We start from the raw sequence: 17,958 nt of genomic DNA on the forward strand, positions 1-17,958 counted from the left end.
CTTTTATTGAAGAGCAGCCTTATAAAGCGGAATAAGCTCATCAAGTACCATTTCAGTTTCTTTGATGAAGTCTTTTCCAGGGGATAAATGGCTATCATCTGGTAGATAAATTTTTCCTATCAAAAATTCTCCTTTTTTAACATCACGGAATCGTTTAAGCGTTGCATCAAGTTGACCACCATGCACCGGGTATGTTTTCTCTTCCGTGTGATCTGGCGAAATCGCAAATGTATCAGGTAACTCCGCAAGTAGTTTCTTTTCTCTCAAAAAGCGATTGGCGATTTTTGCACTTTCTTCATTTTCATAAATAAAAGCGAGCCAGATGAATAAATAATTATCAAATAGACCTACTTGAAAATGAGGATGTTTTTTATAACCGCGTTTATCGTGGCAAATCGCAAGCCATGTGCTTTCAGGTGGGTTAACCGAACGTCTTTGGTGACGAGCAATATGTAAAAACATTTCATCGCCAAGTTTGGCACTTAAATAAGTAGTTAATTCTTCTCCAATAGTTTTAAATTTCGGCTGAATATCATTTTGTATTCCCGTCATACGTGCGTCAAGACCAGGGATTTGCATTGTTTTAAAATCTTTCTTACTAAAGCCTTTAAAAGTCATCTGTTTTCCTCCTAATTCTGCATATAGTTTCATTATACGGAAGTTAAGTTCTAAGTGAAAGAATCTTGTTCTATTCAGATAATTCATTTTTGTGATAAAATAAACAAAACGAGTCTAAAAGAGGTGTTAGCGTGGACAGTGAAAAAATAGATTATTTAGCTAAGTTATGGATTATGGAAGCAGCAGCAAAAATTAAGCAGTCTTTTAAAGAAACATTAGATATTGATGTAAAAAGCGGCCGAAATGATTTAGTAACCAATATGGATAAAGAAACAGAAGTTTTTTTTGCGAAACAAATTAAAGCACATTTCCCAAATCATCGCTTATTTGGAGAAGAGGGCATGTCGGATGATGTCACTGATTTAAATGGTATAGTTTGGATTCTTGATCCGATAGACGGGACGCTTAATTTTGTGGAGCAACAACGAGATTTTGCCATTTCCCTTGCGATTTATCAAGATGGCATTGGGCAATTAGCTTATATTTATGATGTGGAGCGTGATGAACTATACTTCGCTGAAAAAGGAAAAGGTGCGACAGTCAATGGCAAACCGATTCCTAAAATAAATAAAACAATGGATTTAGCAGATGCCTTACTAATAGCTAACTTAAGTGTTACCAGAAAATTCCCGAATATGTGGGAAGCAGTGAAAGTTTCAAGAGGGTTAAGACTTCACGGTGCAGCATCACTTGAATATATGGATGTTGCAACCGGACGAGCAGGGGCATACCTTTCTGCTAATTTAGCGCCGTGGGATATAGCTGCTGGGAAAATTATTGTGGAAGAATTAGGGGGAATTGTTACCCGAATTGATGGAACAAAAATCAATATGTTAGAAAAAGGAAGTTCCATTGTAGCAGCACCGAAAATTCATCAAACCTTATTAGATAACTACCTGCCTTAAAGAAAGCGCTCAACATAAAAAAATGCGTTTTCAGAAAATAAAAATCGTGCCAAATCCGCTTAGCTATGCTATAATAGGTAAGTTGATTTAAACGAGACGATAGCGACGGAGGAAAATAAATCTATTTTCCTCTTTCTTTTGGCTAATCTTCACGATAAATGTTTGGATTTTTAATTTAGGAGGAAACAAGATTGAATTTAAGAAATGATATTCGTAATGTAGCAATTATAGCCCACGTTGACCATGGTAAAACGACTCTAGTAGACCAATTACTACGCCAATCAGGTACTTTCCGCGACAATGAAACAGTTGCTGAACGTGCAATGGACAACAATGATTTAGAAAGAGAACGCGGTATTACAATTTTAGCGAAAAATACAGCAATTAAGTATGAAGATACACGCGTAAACATCATGGATACACCTGGACACGCCGATTTCGGTGGAGAAGTAGAACGTATCATGAAAATGGTTGACGGTGTTCTTTTAGTAGTGGACGCGTATGAAGGTACTATGCCTCAAACACGTTTTGTACTAAAAAAAGCACTAGAACAAGACCTTACACCGATTGTTGTAGTAAACAAAATTGATCGTGACTTTGCTCGTCCAGAAGAAGTTGTTGATGAAGTATTAGAACTTTTCATCGAACTAGGTGCGAATGACGATCAATTAGAATTCCCAGTGGTTTATGCTTCTGCCATCAACGGAACTTCAAGTTATGATTCCGATCCAGCAGAACAAAAAGAAACAATGAAACCACTTTTAGACACTATTATCGAACATATTCCTGCCCCAGTTGATAATAGCGACGAACCTTTACAATTCCAAGTATCATTACTTGATTACAACGACTATGTAGGCCGTATTGGTATTGGCCGTGTATTCCGCGGAACAATGCACGTAGGACAAACAGTTGCTTTAATTAAACTTGATGGCACAGTAAAACAATTCCGTGTAACGAAAATGTTCGGTTTCTTCGGACTAAAACGTGACGAAATTAAAGAAGCAAAAGCGGGTGATTTAGTAGCACTTGCAGGAATGGAAGACATCTTCGTTGGTGAAACAGTAACACCATTCGACCACCAAGAAGCACTTCCATTATTACGTATCGACGAACCAACTTTGCAAATGACTTTTGTAACAAATAATAGTCCTTTCGCGGGTCGTGAAGGTAAACATGTGACAAGCCGTAAAATTGAAGAACGCTTACTTGCAGAACTTCAAACGGATGTATCTTTACGCGTTGAACCAACAGCTTCCCCAGACGCTTGGGTAGTTTCAGGCCGTGGTGAGCTTCATTTATCCATTCTGATTGAAACAATGCGCCGCGAAGGTTATGAATTACAAGTTTCTAAACCAGAAGTAATCATCCGTGAAATTGATGGCGTGAAATGTGAACCAGTAGAAGATGTTCAAATTGATACTCCAGAAGAATTCATGGGTTCTGTAATTGAATCTATCAGCCAACGTAAAGGCGAAATGAAAAACATGATTAACGACGGCAACGGTCAAGTTCGTTTACAATTCATGGTTCCAGCTCGTGGCTTAATCGGTTATACAACGGATTTCCTTTCCATGACTCGTGGTTATGGTATTATCAACCATACCTTCGATAGCTACCAACCAATCCAAAAAGGTCGCGTTGGTGGACGTAGCCGTGGTGTTCTTGTATCCATGGAAACTGGTAAATCTACTACTTACGGAACAATGCAAGTAGAAGACCGTGGTACTATTTTTGTAGAGCCAGGTACTGATATTTACGAAGGTATGATCGTTGGAGAAAACAACCGTGAAGGCGATATCGCTGTAAACATTGTAAAAGCAAAACAAATGACTAACATTCGTTCTGCTAACAAAGACCAAACAAACGTAATTAAAAAACCTCGTCACTTATCACTAGAAGAATCATTAGAATTCCTAAACGAAGATGAATATTGTGAAGTAACACCAGAATCCATCCGTTTACGTAAAAAAATTCTAAACAAAAACGAACGTGAAAAAGCAGCAAAACGTTCAAAAACTGCTGAATAATTTTTTAATGTCTGGTTGATAATATTAAATTATCAACCAGTTTTTTTATGAATAAATATAATAAAAAATAGCTATAACCAATTAGTTGGTTATAGCTATTTTTTATTTAATACTTATTTTACAAAATACCCGCGTTTCATCCAACCCGTTTTACCATTATACGTGATTTGATAGAAATCATTCGTAAGAGTCGTATTATTTAGGAACACTTTTGCTCCTTTAGGTATATTCACAACAACGGCACTATCCCAAGAAGGACTTTGACGTAAGTTTATTGCGTCTGCTGCATAAAGTGTTTCTAAAACAGAAGTAGTAGAGAAATAGTTTCGTTTCATCCAGCCTACTTTTCCATTTGCAGTGACTTGGTAGAATCCGTTAGTTAATGTTGTGTTATTAAGTTTAACTTGGGTATTTACAGGAAGTGTTGCAGAAACTGAACTGTTCCAATCTGGTTTTGAACGTAAATTAAGTTCAGAAGCAGCATAAAGTGTTTCAAGTACAGGTTGACTAGCGAAATACTCTCGTTTCATCCAACCAACTTTTCCGTTTACTGTAACTTGATAAAAGCCATTTTTACCAGTTGTATTATTTAGAGTACCTTTATCGCCTTCATTAATAGTGAAAGCGATAGGGCTGTCCCAGCTAGCTTCTGTTCTTAAATTAATGGCTGATTTTGCGTAAACATCTTCTAATGTAGGTTTACTTGCAAAGTAAGATAATTTCATCCAGCCAATCATTCCATTGTAATTAACTTTATAAAAACCATCTGTGTTTGTAGAAGTGTTAATGATAACTTTTGCATTTGTTGGAAGTGTTCCTTTAATTGAACTATTCCATGATGGTGAACTTCTTAAGTTTATTTGAGAAGCGGAATAATAAGTTTGAAGTACAGGATCTTTTGAAAAATATCCTAGTTTCATCCAACCTGTTTTGCCACCATAATTAACTTTATAAAATCCATCTTGAGTAACGGAATTTTCATCAATAGTTACTTTTTCACCTTCAGGGATGTTAATTAATATACTACTTCCCCAATCTGCAGTTGTTCGAAGACTAATAGCAGATTTTGCATAATACGTTTTTAAAGCTGGAACAGTAAGTTCATTGTATTTGTAATTAACTAAGTCAAAAAATTCATTAAAACTATATCCCCATTTGGCAAAATAAGAAACTGGATCACCATGATCTGTTCCACCCAAATAGCGGCTTACAGCATCGTGGGACCAAACAGTTCCAATGCCAGTATTGTGGGCATTTACAGGTTTCAAACCGTATTGTTTTAAATTATAAGCCACATAATATGCATCATTGTTTACTGATTTATAAAATTTTTCTTTTGTTTTTTCACGAACTAACTCTGATTGAATAAAATAAGGATTAGCTTTTGCGCCCGCTCCCCAAACAGCATATTCGGTGGGATGGATTTGTATGATACGACTGCTATCGACAAATGTATGAACAAATGCATTGCGCCAATTGTTGGTCATATAATTAATTTCACCAGTGATTGTCGAATTATCATTTGCAGTTTCGTGTACTACAAATCCTCTCGGCTTGCCATAACCATCTTTATAAACAAATCTGTCAAAGTTCTTTATCTGCTGCTCAATTACTGGATTAGTATACTTTTGATTAATAATATATTGATTAGCAGAAGAAAGGGCTTGTACACCAGAAAAAAGACGAGCACTTGTTTTAGCTTCTCCTCCTGAATTCACTTCTTCAGATGGTTTTGTTTTTGCCTCTTCTTTATCTGCTTCACTCTGTTCTTTTGGAGTATAAATGGATTCATTTGTATCATCATTTAGAATTGTTTCAGCATCTATAGGAGCGTTGGTAGTAGAATCCTCAGCTGATGCGGTTGTAGGTAGTGAAAAAGTTGTCAAAAGTGTCAAACCTAAAATAATAGTGATACATGTTCTTTTAATATTCAATACAAAAATCCCTTCTAAAATTTAATTATACATTAAAGAATATCTGATTTTATTACAAAAGTATAGTCTATATAATAAACTGTAAACAAAACGATATAAAATTAAGTCGTTTATCCTAGACAAGACCGCCAAAAGTAATAGATAATAGTAGTAGGAATAAAATAATGAGTTGTTAGGAGTGATTCAGGTGAAAAAGCTAAGTCTTGTTTTTCTTATTTTTGGAATAAGTTTGTTAACGGCTTGTGGAAGCGGAGATAATGATAACCCTGATAAAGAAGCACAAAAAGAAACATCCAAAAATACAGAAGTAGAAAAAAATAAATCAAAAGAACCTAAGCGTAAAGAAGCAGCGGATAAAAGTGCTGAAAAAGCACAAGAACAAACAGAAGGGACACCTGAAAAGAATAAGGCATCTATTAAGAATGAACAGCCTAAAAAAGAAGAAGCAACACAAAAATCAGAAAAAAGTACAGAAACAAAAGCAGTACCAGCAGAAAGCTCTATCTCTTTAGCTACATTTAATAAATCAGCTACTCTTCCAATTACTGGCGGTAATGTAACAACAGTTTATACCAATACAAGTCCTAAAATGCTCTTTTTTGGACCGCTTAATATAACTATTAGCAAGTATAAAGTAGAGAGTGTTACTGGATCTGATAAACAAATTGATGCTTATTCACCAGAATCTTATTTAGGTAGACGCGATGGATATGTGATTACGTTAGACATCATCATACAAAATACAACTAATTCCACTATAAATTATAAAGCGGATCATATTTCGTTAAATGCAACAGGTATTTCAAAAGGTGGTAGTCTAGAGAATTTTATACCAATAGATAAGCAATTAAACCATACTAGAGAAGCATTTTCTGGAATGACAAAACAAGAAGGCTATATAACATACATGTTAAATGAGGAAGATTATGAAAAATTAAAACAGGATACAACATTAATTGCTAACAATCCAAATGATTTTAATTCGCCAGCTATTAAAGTAACAACTAAAGGGAACATGTCATTAAAATTTCCTATTAGTAAATAATATATAAATTATAAAAAGCTTGCTTATTATATGTTGATTTCAGCAAAATTGAAAAATACACCTCTAAAAATAGAGGTGTATTTTGTTTAGTTCCAAGAAGGGCTAAAGCTATTAGTTTTTTATTTATCAGTACTTTCAATTAAATTCTTTAACTCACTATTCGACATTACAATTGGTTTATGAAAATTAAAATGACCAGAATTAACACGACTAATAGTATTAACAGCTACGCGATGTTCACATTCAGGGCACAAATACATTTTAATAGGTTTATTACGCAATTGTTTTGTTTTAAATTCACGATTGTCTAGTTCGTCTACACGTTCGCATAAGATACATTTTGCATTCAATTTATCTTCACCTCACACAAGTATTATAGCATTATTATCTAAAAAGGTGAATAAAAGCTAATTTTTCAAAAAAATTTACTTTATTCGTGCTTGCGTGGCTTTCAAATTATGCTATACTGTTATTATCTAGTATAAAATTTTCTTAAGGAAATTTGCCTTAAGCTGAAAATAAAGCGCTCTTTAGCGTATGAATAGGGGGTTCTGTGATGGCAAACAAAAAGAAAGATCACAGAGAAGAGGCTGTGGAGCTTCTGAAACAAGATGCAAAACGAATCTTACAATTGATTAAAGTCCAAATGGATAATCTAACATTACCACAATGTCCAGCATACGAAGAAGTACTTGACACGCAAATGTATGGTTTATCACGGGAAATTAACTTTGCAACCCGACTAGGTTTAATTGAGCCAGAGGAAGGAAAGAACTTGATTTCCACTCTGGAGAAAGAATTATCCACTTTGCACGAATTATCAATGAGCAAAAAATAATCTATTCATTGAAAAGATGACTGATTTTTTCAGGCATCTTTTTTATTTCTAGAAAAAATGAGCCAAAAGATGGAGGTGATTCCCCTTTTCATTTTCTAGTCTTTTCCTTTATAATAGAAAGAATAGAAAACAAGATGGGATATTAACTTCTCAGGGATTGGACGATGCTAATGTTAAAACGAATTTTAAAATCTTATGATTATACATTTATAGTTGCATTTGTAGTTCTATGTTTATTTGGAATTATTATGATTTATAGCGCTAGTTGGTCTCTTGCAATTGGTAAAGATTTACCTGCAGATTATTTTTATGCACGACAAGTAAAAAACTTTATTATTAGTTTTATTTTTTTCCTGCTATTTGCCTTAGTACCTTTTAAGTTTTATCAAAATAATAAGGTGTTAATGTTAATTGTATTTGGTACAATTGGCGTCCTATTATTAATTTTTCTCGTAGGTAAAACTGTCAATAACGCAAATAGTTGGTTTGTTGTAGGTCCTCGTTCACTTCAACCTGGTGAATTTGCAAAACTAGCAGTAATTATTTATATGTCAGCAATTTACGCAAAGAAACAAAGCTATATAGATGATTTTAATCGTGGTGTATTACCCCCCATTTTCTTTCTAGCATTTGTCTGCTTTTTAATTGCTATTCAACCAGATACTGGAACTGCATTTATTATTTTCTTAGTAGGTTGTTGCATAATTATTACTTCTGGTATGCGTCTTCGAACGATTATGAAATTAATCGGAATTGGCATGGGTGTCATTGTTCTTCTTACACTCATTTTATTTGCACTACCCAAAGAAATTAGAAATGATATCGTTTCACCAACTAAAGTAGCACGTATCACTACTTTTATGAATCCGTTTGAATATGCGGATAAAGAAGGACATCAATTAATTAATTCATTTTACGCTATCGGTTCTGGTGGAGTTTCAGGGCAAGGGCTTGGAGAAAGTGTTCAAAAACTAGGGTATTTACCAGAAGCACATACCGATTTTATTATAGCGGTTGTTGCAGAAGAGCTAGGCGTTTTTGGCGTTATGTTTATCATTTTAGCGCTATTCTTTCTCATTTTTAAAACGATTAGTACCGGACTTAGGGCGAAAGATCCTTTTGCTTCCTTGATGTGCTATGGGATTGCGAGTTTGATTGCAATTCAAGCATTTATTAATTTAGGCGGGGCAAGCGGACTTATCCCTCTTACTGGGGTAACACTTCCATTTATTAGTTACGGTGGTTCTTCATTGATGGTACTTTCTATGATGCTAGGAATTGTGGCTAATATTTCGATGTTTAATAAATACCACCGTTTGTATAGTGCAGATGGTTCAAAAAAAGAGATGCAAAAAAGCCGATAAATCTTGATTGAAAAAGTCATTTAATTGGCTTTTTCTTTTTTAGTTTTACCGCATGTTATTGGCGTTTTATAGCCAGTTTATTCGTGTTTTCGATATTGTTTTAAATATTTAGAAAGAAAATAATTTACATCTGATGGTATTTAATACTATAATTGAAGTTATATACCGTTTTACAGCCTAAAAAAGGGAGAGCTTAAAAGTGTACATAATCATTTTGTCCATTTAGGCAACGTATCAAGTATAGAACAGATCAGTGTTGGTTAGGAGGAAAAAAATGAATCGAATTAAAAAAGTATTAGTAGCAAACCGTGGAGAAATTGCTATCCGCGTTATGCGTGCATGTACTGAACTCAAAATCAAAACAGTGGCTATTTATTCACAAGAAGATACCGGAAGTTTTCACCGGTATAAATCAGATGAAGCCTATCTGGTTGGAGCAGGGAAAAAGCCTATTGATGCGTATCTAGATATCGAAAACATCATTGAAATTGCTAAAGAATCTGGTGCAGACGCGATTCATCCGGGATATGGTTTCTTGTCCGAAAACATTGAATTTGCTCGTCGTTGTGAGCAAGAAGGCATTATTTTCGTTGGTCCTAAATCAAAACACCTAGATATGTTTGGCGATAAAATAAAAGCAAAAGAACAAGCTCTATTAGCTGATATTCCAGTAATTCCAGGCAGTGATGGCCCAGTAGCTGGCATTAAAGAAGTAGAAGAGTTCGGTGAAAAGAACGGCTATCCATTAATGATTAAAGCTTCTCTTGGAGGCGGCGGTCGTGGCATGCGTGTCGTTGAATCGAAAGAACATGTGAAAGAAAGTTTTGAGCGTGCGTCTTCTGAAGCAAAAGCCGCTTTCGGAAACGATGAAGTATACGTAGAAAAATGTGTGATGAATCCAAAACATATTGAAGTACAAATCCTTGGTGACACTCACGGTAATATCGTTCACTTATTTGAACGTGATTGTTCCATTCAACGTCGTCATCAAAAAGTAGTAGAAGTTGCTCCGTGTAATGCGATTACTTCTGAACTTCGTAATCGTATTTGTGACGCAGCAGTTAAATTAATGAAGAATGTTGATTATATCAATGCAGGAACAGTAGAATTTCTAGTTGAAGGCGATAATTTTTACTTTATTGAAGTAAATCCTCGTGTACAAGTAGAGCATACAATTACGGAAATGATTACTGGGATTGATATAGTTCAATCGCAATTATTCATTGCAGACGGATATGCGCTTCATGATCAACTAGTGGCTATTCCTAAACAAGAAGACATCCATATTCACGGCTCTGCAATTCAAAGCCGTATCACAACAGAAGATCCGCTTAATAATTTTATGCCAGATACGGGCCGAGTAGACACATATCGTTCTACGGGTGGATTTGGTGTTCGTTTGGATGCCGGTAATGGTTTCCAAGGAACAGTTGTAACACCGTTTTATGATTCTTTACTTGTAAAACTATGTACTTGGGGCATGACTTTTGAGCAAGCTACCCGCAAAATGCGCCGCAACTTGATTGAATTCCGTATCCGCGGTGTGAAAACAAATATTCCTTTCTTATTAAATGTTGTTCGTCATCCGGATTTTGCAAGTGGTAATTATAATACAAGCTTTATTGATACGACGCCTGAACTATTTAAATTTCCACATATTCGCGACCGTGGTACGAAAACATTACGCTATATTGGTAATGTAACGGTAAATGGCTTCCCAGGAATTAAGCATCGTGACAAACCTGTGTACACAGAGCCGCGTTTACCTAAAATTCCTTATGGCTCACAAATTGCACCAGGAACGAAACAAATTCTGGATGCAAAAGGTCCTGAAGGCGTTGTAGACTGGGTGAAAAAACAAGAAGAAGTACTTTTAACAGACACTACACTTCGGGATGCACACCAATCTTTACTTGCGACACGTGTTCGATCAAAAGATATTTTCCAAATAGCAGATGCGATGGCTCACTTATTACCGAATATGTTCTCATTTGAAATGTGGGGTGGGGCAACTTTTGATGTAGCATATCGCTTCTTAAATGAAGATCCTTGGGTGCGCCTGGAAACACTTAGAAAACAAATTCCAAATGTGATGTTCCAAATGCTACTTCGCGGAGCTAATGCTGTTGGATATAAAAACTATCCAGACAATGTTATTCGCGAATTCGTTAAGCAGTCAGCGCAATCTGGTGTGGATGTATTCAGGGTGTTTGATAGCTTAAACTGGATTAAAGGTATGGAAGTGTCAATTGATGCTGTTCGTGAAGCAGGGAAAGTCGTAGAGGCTACAATCTGCTATACAGGAGATATTGATGATGACTCAAGAACGAAATATACAATTGATTACTATAAAGATATGGCGAAAGAGCTAGTTGCTCAAGGTACGCATATTTTAGGGATTAAAGATATGGCTGGGCTTTTAAAACCACAAGCGGCTTATCGTTTAATTAGTGAACTAAAAGATACAGTAGATGTGCCAATCCATCTTCATACGCATGACACAAGCGGTAATGGTATTTATACGTATGCAGCGGCAGTCAGTGCAGGAGTCGACATTGTTGATGTAGCATCAAGTGCGATGAGTGGGGCGACAAGCCAACCAAGTATGACAGGTCTTTATTATGGATTAGTTAATGGTAATCGCCAAACTAACCTAGATGCACAAAACTCCCAAATTCTTAATCATTACTGGGAAGATGTTCGTCATTATTATAAAGACTTTGACAACGCACTTAATTCGCCTCAAACAGAAGTATATATTCATGAAATGCCAGGTGGTCAATATACTAACCTTCAACAACAAGCAATTGCTGTCGGACTTGGCGATCGTTGGGATGAAGTAAAAGAAATGTATACTGTTGTAAACCAAATGTTTGGAGACATCGTTAAAGTGACACCATCTTCTAAAGTTGTTGGAGACTTAGCACTATTTATGGTTCAAAACGAACTTTCAGAAGAAGATGTCTACGAAAAAGGCGATACTATTGATTTCCCAGATTCCGTTATCGAATTCTTTATGGGAGAAATTGGTCAACCATATGGCGGCTTCCCAGAAAAACTTCAAAAACTAGTACTCAAAGGACGCACACCTCTTGCGGATCGTCCCGGAGCTTTAATGGAACCAGTTAACTTTGCAGAAGTCAAAGTGGAACTTAAAGAAAAAATGGGCTATGAACCATCTGAAAAAGATGTTATTTCCTATATTTTATATCCAAAAGTATTCCTAGATTATCAAGAGATGATAAGTAAATATGGTGATGTAACAGTCCTTGATACACCAACATTTTACAAAGGTATGCGCTTAGGTGAAACGATTGAAGTAGAACTTGAAAAAGGAAAAATCCTTCTTATCAAGCTTAATTCTATCGGTGAACCAATTGCGGATGGAACACGTGTCATTTATTTCGAACTAAATGGTCAACCACGTGAAATCAACATCCAAGATATGAATGTTCAATCAACAGTTATTGCCCGCCGTAAAATTGATACAACAAACCCTGAACATGTTGGAGCTACAATGACAGGTTCCGTTATCCAAGTTGTTGTGAAAAAAGGCGATTCTGTGAAAAAAGGTGATCCATTATTAATCACAGAAGCAATGAAAATGGAAACAACCATTCAAGCGCCATTCGATGGAGAAGTTAGTAGCATTTATGTTTCTGACGGTGATACAATCGAATCTGGTGATTTATTAATTGAAGTAAACAGAATTTAAAAAACATAAGTGACTAACGGGTGGGAATATAGCGCTAATTTAAAGTAACAACTTTAAATATCGAGATTTTAAACGTAGTAAACAGACGTTTTTTCGAATCCATAGCGCTATATTTCACACCCGTTTTTTCTAAAAAAGGAGAACATACATATGAAATGGTTCAAAGGAATTGCCGTAGTTTTATTACTTGCGATTTTAACTGCATGCGGGAATACGGAAACAAAAGCACCTACAGAAAAAACAGAAAAAATTGAAGTAACAGATGCTACTAAAGAAAAAATCACTTTAAAAGAAACTCCAGAAAAAATCGTTTCATTGATACCAAGCAACACAGAAATTTTGTTCGCTTTAGACTTGGGAGATAAAGTAAAAGGTGTTTCTGCGTACGATGATTATCCGAAAGAAGCCCAAAAAATTGAGAAAGTTACTTCAACTACTGTAGACACAGAAAAAATCATCGCACTTAAACCAGATTTAGTGCTCGGTCATGAATCTATGCTTGCTACTGAGAAAGATGCTTACCAATTATTAAAAGAAGCAGGTATTAATGTATTTGTTGTTCCAGATGCGACTAATCTAAAAGAAGTCGAAAATTCCATTCAAACAATTGGTAAGTTAACTGGAAAAGAGAAACAAGCTAAAAGTGTAACAGCATCTATGGAAAAACAAAAAGCAACTATTGAAAAAAAAGCCAAAGAACTAAAAACATCTCCAAAAGTGTGGATTGAAATTAGCCCAGACTTATACACGGCAGGTAAAGGAACATTTATGAATGAAATGCTTGAACTCGCTGGTGGGAAAAATATTGTTACCGAATCAGGCTTTATTCCATATAATGAAGAGAAAGTTGTCGAATTAAAACCAGATATGATTTTATCAGTTTATCCAGATGCAAAAGCAACTATTTTAAAACGTGATGCTTGGAAAGATCTTCCAGCTGTAAAAAATGAGCAAATTTTTGAAATGGATGCGAATAAATTAAGTCGTCCTGGACCAAGGTTATTAGAAGGTGCAGCAGATATTCAGGCAGTTTTGGAAAACTAATTCTTTGATAATGACAGAAGAAGCTTTACAAAAAACGACTTTTAAGGTAATTTAACATAGGGTGGATTTTTTACTAATGCTTATGAGTAAAGTGATTCACCTAATAAAGAAAGCAATTTACACTTAGAAGATCATGCATAAACCGCAAGAATACGGCAACTTAGACGACAAATAATACAAGCAAAGTGTACTTGGTTTTAAGTGGAGGAGTTGCCTATAAGTAAATAGTGAGCTGAATCTGGTTTTTAAAACCATATTATTTTTCGGGAAGAAGTGTTTTTGTGAAACAAGTTATGGAAGTCATTAAAGAACAAATTAAAAATTTACCAATGATATTTCGCATTGCGCGCTATGAAGATAAGGCTACATACCAAAGCCACTATCTAGGACTAGCTTGGCAAATTTTAAATCCATTAATCCAAATCGCTATTTATTATTTTGTGTTTGGGTTCGCAATGAATGCAAAATCTGGTTCTGGAGCAAGTTACATTGAATGGATGCTTGCTGGTATCATTCCGTGGTTCTTCATTAGCGCAGTAATTTTACAAGGTGCGAATAGTATTTACAATAAAATAAATATGGTTTCAAAAATGAATTTTCCAATGAGTATCCTACCGAATATAACGATTGTTTCTAATTTAACAAGTTATTTTACGATGATGCTGATTTTATTAGGATTGTTTGCAATTAACGGAACACCTATTACCATTTTTTGGGGACAATATTTGTATTATTTTGTAGCGATGATTGCTTTTCTGTATAGTGTTACATTATTTAATGCAACGATCAGTGTATTGGTAAGAGACTATTATATTATGTTGCAATCCGTTATGCGTGTACTTTTTTACATGTCTGGTATTGTTTGGAATTTAGAGACAATGTTACCGCAGTGGTTGGTAAATGTCTTAAAACTAAATCCAATTTATTATGTTGTTAACGGATTTAGAGAAACATTCTTAATGAACCGTGGATTTTGGGAATCACCGTCATACACGATGTATTTTTGGTTAATCACTCTGACATTACTATTTGTCGGTGCGACACTACACATGAAATTCCGCGAACGCTTCGTGGATTATTTATAGGAGGTTAGACAGATGGATAAAAAAATTAAAGTTGCATTTAAACATGTGTCGAAAGAATATGACCTCTATCAAAATAAATCAGATAAGATTAAAGGCTTGTTTATGCCGAAAAGTCAAAAAATGCAATCCTTTTGGGCGTTACGAGATGTTTCTTTTGATATTCATGATGGTGAAACAGTTGGTTTAATCGGGATTAATGGTTCTGGTAAATCAACAATATCTAGTATTATGTCAGGTGTTATCCCTCCAACACAAGGTGAAGTCGTTATTAATGGAGAAACTTCTTTAATTGCCATTGCGGTAGGGCTAAAAGGTCCCTTGACAGGCTATGAGAACATCCGCTTAAAATTACTTATGCATGGCATGAAAAGTTCCCAAATTAACAAGCTAATGCCTAGTATTATTGAATTTGCTGATATTGGTGATTTCATTAATCAACCAATCAAAAATTATTCAAGTGGTATGCGGTCACGTTTAGGTTTTGCAATATCCGTGCATACAAATCCTGATATTTTGGTTATTGATGAAGCTTTATCTGTAGGGGACCAAACTTTTTATGAAAAATGTGTTAATAAAATAAATGAATTTAAAGCACGTGGAAAAACTATCGTATTTGTCAGTCACTCGCTTGGACAAGTTAAAAGTTTGTGTGACAGAATCATCTGGATGCATCACGGTGAAATTCGTGAAATGGGTGAAGCGAAAGAAGTTGCTCAGAAATATGATGAATTTGTAAAATGGTTTAACAAACAACCAAATGACTACAAGAAAAAATATCAAAAAGAACATAAAGAGCATCAAAAAGCTCCTCAGAAAAAGGTTTACCCAAATCCAAACGCAGATAAATATCGTTTAACACTATTTGATAAATGCTTTTTAACAGTATTAATAGTACTTACTGTGTTATTTGCTTCACTCGTTGCAACTGGTAAATCCTTTAAAGGACTGATTAGCGAAGGTTCTAATCATCAAGAAGAACAAGTGGTTTATATAGATAAGAACCTTATAGAAAGCAAATTATAATGAAAATCCCCGCTTACGGTACTTCGTAGGCGGGGATTTTCATTTAATTATTTGATTTTCTTTTTTCTCGTTCAGTAATATAAATCATTTCTCGCATGAAATCTTTGTAGTAACCAGATTCATAGTGAGAGAATGAATGCCCAAATGGATAATAGTAATCTCCTATATATGGTTTTTTAGTAAAGTCAATAACTTGTGCTGTAGGTACTTTAGATAGGAAGTAGTTATTTAAACGATCCCAGAAATAATTGTTGCGTTCGATACGCATTTTAATTTTGTATTCTTGAACCGCACCGTTCTTATCATAATACTTACTTGTAAATCCGCCTTTATTTAAAATAATTCTTTCAGCTGGAAGTACAGTTAATAGTTTTTCAATAAACGCATCTGCATAGCTTGTCCATTCTTGGAAGAAGGCGTCATTATCAGAGTGATCAAGTAGTCGTTTAATTGGTAAATCATTAAGAATACCTGTCTGCTCGCTTATATATGATAAGCTAAGAATTTCCCCACTTTCTAACCAAATTGGGCCACGTAAAACATCTGCATACAAATCTATTAGTAGATAATCAGACTTAGAATTCTCTAGATTTTCAAAGAAGCCTTTATCAAAATCTGCTTGAAGCGTTCTTCGCTCGTTATCTGTCATATTGCCGTAGTCATCAATATTTATTCCTGTATAAGGTTTCGATAAAACACTAAAAAGGGATGTGTGGGACTGTGTAAATGTGACTTCAAAAAAGCGTTTGTAATCCGGATTGAAGAAAGGTTTGGAATTAAAAGCATTTCTACTAAAACAAGAGCCCATCACAGCTATTTTTAGTGGATTAGCATTTGATTCAGGAGCAGGATTGGTATTAATAGAAAGATTTTTTGCTCCGTTTTTAATAATTTTAGCTAGAAAAGGCTGGTTAGATACATTATGGAATTTATTTTTCGATAAATCAACTGTATCGGGAATGAAAATCGGTAAATCGGGTTGATCAGTGGACCGGATAAAGAAGTCCCAAATACCATTTTCTTTATTAACATTGCCTGATAAAAATTCATGTCTTGAAATAGTTGTAGCTGATTTTAGTAATCCTTTCTTTATAGGAAATTCTTGTTCTATATAATATTCAAATAACTTTGCCTTATTATCTCTTCGTTTAATGACTAATTTGCTATCAATGAAGTTTTTAGGGATCGAGAACTGAAGATCAATTTTATTAGCATCTTCTTGAAAAGCAGTAAGGCTAACTATTTCTTGATAATTCTTTTTAAAGTAGAAAGATAAACGATTAGATCCGGTAACATAAGTGTTTATTTTGCTATACTTCGGATGACTAAGCTCTACCTCTCTTGGAATAATGTTTTTGATAGAATTATCAATATTCAAGTAGAAATCATGTTGTTTATTTATAGAGAGCGAATTTAGTCGAATAAAAGTATCCACAACATTATTTGAATCAACGAGTAGATTTGATGAAAGTGCTTGCAATTTTACTTGAAAATTTATTTTGTCCGTTTTTATAGTACCGATTTGGAAAGCTTCTTCTTGTTCATGAAACAGATAAAGAGCTGAATAGGGACGACGTTTTATTACTATTTCAGCTGAATATGTATCTGGTTCAATAGGTGTATTTAATTTAATTGCTCCAGATAAAGTATCGGGTGTTATGGCAAAATCTATAAGTGTAGCAGTAATGTCTTTTGGTTTACTAAACAAGGTAACTAGGCCTTCTGGAAATTCAAATACATATTGATAGAAAGCATTTTTAGGGGTAACTTCTTTATTTGTTACTGGTCCATCAGATTCAAGTGGATACTTTTTACCACCACTAATTATCCGGAAATTCCATGGAGTTTTATTGTTTGTAATAGAATTTTCTGCTATTTCGGACATTGGGATAGTTGCAGTAAAGTTTTTACCATTTGTTTCAAAAGATAGATTTATTTTCTTTTCAGGGCGAAGGAATTCGAACATTTCGGTATAGTGCGCTTGCACTTCTTCAATTTTAACTGCGCACGTTCCGGAAATAGTCCATGTTTGAGTCTCTTGTTGGAATTCAATATTATTTAAATAGGGTTTCATATAGTTCCATTCTCCTTGCAAGTATTTAGTTTCATATTATTATATTTTAGCATAAAAATTTAATTACCACCAAAAAATCAAATGAAAAATTTTTGTAGTTGAACTTTAAATAAAAAACACATTGAGGTACGTTTATATTTTAAGTGACAAAATCAATGGGATTTTGTTAAAGAACTTTTCTCTTAATGGAAATTGTTTGCTTTTTAAGTAAAATCTTCCTTTTTTTGCGTGTCAATAGGCACATAGACCTTTTGGCTTGAATTTAATTGATTTTTGTAACAAA

13 protein-coding genes are annotated in these 17,958 nt (G+C 34.6%); 9 read left to right on the plus strand and 4 right to left on the minus strand.

Annotation, left to right across the window (positions count from 1 at the left end):
* Nucleotides 1-3 precede the first annotated feature (3 nt).
* Nucleotides 4-618 carry a YktB family protein gene (locus HCB38_RS04225; RefSeq protein ID WP_185637636.1) on the minus strand — a complete coding sequence of 205 codons (615 nt, stop codon included), beginning with the start codon at nt 616-618 and terminating at the stop codon, nt 4-6.
* Between the two features lie 131 nt (nt 619-749).
* Between HCB38_RS04225 and HCB38_RS04230 the strand changes: the two genes are divergently transcribed.
* Nucleotides 750-1,523 (plus strand): inositol monophosphatase family protein, encoded by a 774-nt coding sequence (locus HCB38_RS04230; RefSeq protein WP_185637638.1) that lies wholly within the window; start codon nt 750-752, stop codon nt 1,521-1,523.
* A 191-nt stretch (nt 1,524-1,714) separates the two neighbouring features.
* A complete protein-coding gene (gene typA, locus HCB38_RS04235; RefSeq protein ID WP_003730092.1) occupies nt 1,715-3,553 on the plus strand; it encodes a translational GTPase TypA in 1,839 nt (612 codons plus the stop codon).
* A gap of 113 nt (nt 3,554-3,666) precedes the next feature.
* Here typA and HCB38_RS04240 read toward each other — a convergent pair whose 3' ends face one another.
* The gene (locus tag HCB38_RS04240; RefSeq protein WP_185637640.1) at nt 3,667-5,487 is read right to left on the minus strand and encodes an N-acetylmuramoyl-L-alanine amidase; all 1,821 of its coding nucleotides are present in this window, start codon (nt 5,485-5,487) and stop codon (nt 3,667-3,669) included.
* A gap of 187 nt (nt 5,488-5,674) precedes the next feature.
* On the opposite strand from HCB38_RS04240, the gene HCB38_RS04245 reads away from it, so the two are divergent.
* Nucleotides 5,675-6,532, plus strand: coding sequence for a DUF5068 domain-containing protein (locus tag HCB38_RS04245; protein WP_185318458.1), 858 nt, complete (start codon nt 5,675-5,677; stop codon nt 6,530-6,532).
* A gap of 119 nt (nt 6,533-6,651) precedes the next feature.
* Here the strand turns inward: HCB38_RS04245 and HCB38_RS04250 are convergent, their stop codons facing one another.
* Nucleotides 6,652-6,882: a YlaI family protein gene (locus tag HCB38_RS04250; protein WP_185318459.1), complete on the minus strand. Its 231-nt coding sequence runs from the start codon at nt 6,880-6,882 to the stop codon at nt 6,652-6,654.
* 206 nt (nt 6,883-7,088) lie between these two features.
* Between HCB38_RS04250 and HCB38_RS04255 the strand changes: the two genes are divergently transcribed.
* From HCB38_RS04255 to tagH, 6 genes are all read left to right on the plus strand, one after another.
* Entirely contained in the window at nt 7,089-7,370 is a 282-nt protein-coding gene (locus tag HCB38_RS04255) for an Fpa/YlaN family protein (RefSeq protein WP_185318460.1), read from the plus strand.
* A 170-nt stretch (nt 7,371-7,540) separates the two neighbouring features.
* Nucleotides 7,541-8,734: an FtsW/RodA/SpoVE family cell cycle protein gene (locus HCB38_RS04260; RefSeq protein ID WP_185619011.1), complete on the plus strand. Its 1,194-nt coding sequence runs from the start codon at nt 7,541-7,543 to the stop codon at nt 8,732-8,734.
* A 274-nt stretch (nt 8,735-9,008) separates the two neighbouring features.
* Nucleotides 9,009-12,449 carry a pyruvate carboxylase gene (locus HCB38_RS04265; RefSeq protein WP_185318462.1) on the plus strand — a complete coding sequence of 1,147 codons (3,441 nt, stop codon included), beginning with the start codon at nt 9,009-9,011 and terminating at the stop codon, nt 12,447-12,449.
* 150 nt (nt 12,450-12,599) lie between these two features.
* Nucleotides 12,600-13,493 (plus strand): ABC transporter substrate-binding protein, encoded by an 894-nt coding sequence (locus tag HCB38_RS04270; RefSeq protein ID WP_185318463.1) that lies wholly within the window; start codon nt 12,600-12,602, stop codon nt 13,491-13,493.
* Nucleotides 13,494-13,774: 281 nt separating this feature from the next.
* Nucleotides 13,775-14,578 carry an ABC transporter permease gene (locus HCB38_RS04275; protein ID WP_185318464.1) on the plus strand — a complete coding sequence of 268 codons (804 nt, stop codon included), beginning with the start codon at nt 13,775-13,777 and terminating at the stop codon, nt 14,576-14,578.
* A gap of 12 nt (nt 14,579-14,590) precedes the next feature.
* Nucleotides 14,591-15,601: a teichoic acids export ABC transporter ATP-binding subunit TagH gene (gene tagH, locus HCB38_RS04280; RefSeq protein WP_185637642.1), complete on the plus strand. Its 1,011-nt coding sequence runs from the start codon at nt 14,591-14,593 to the stop codon at nt 15,599-15,601.
* 43 nt (nt 15,602-15,644) lie between these two features.
* On the opposite strand, the gene HCB38_RS04285 is transcribed toward tagH, so the two are convergent.
* The gene (locus tag HCB38_RS04285) at nt 15,645-17,675 is read right to left on the minus strand and encodes a DUF6270 domain-containing protein (protein WP_185318466.1); all 2,031 of its coding nucleotides are present in this window, start codon (nt 17,673-17,675) and stop codon (nt 15,645-15,647) included.
* Between the last annotated feature and the right edge of the window lie 283 nt (nt 17,676-17,958).

Source organism: Listeria farberi (genome assembly GCF_014229295.1).
Taxonomy (GTDB): domain Bacteria; phylum Bacillota; class Bacilli; order Lactobacillales; family Listeriaceae; genus Listeria; species Listeria farberi.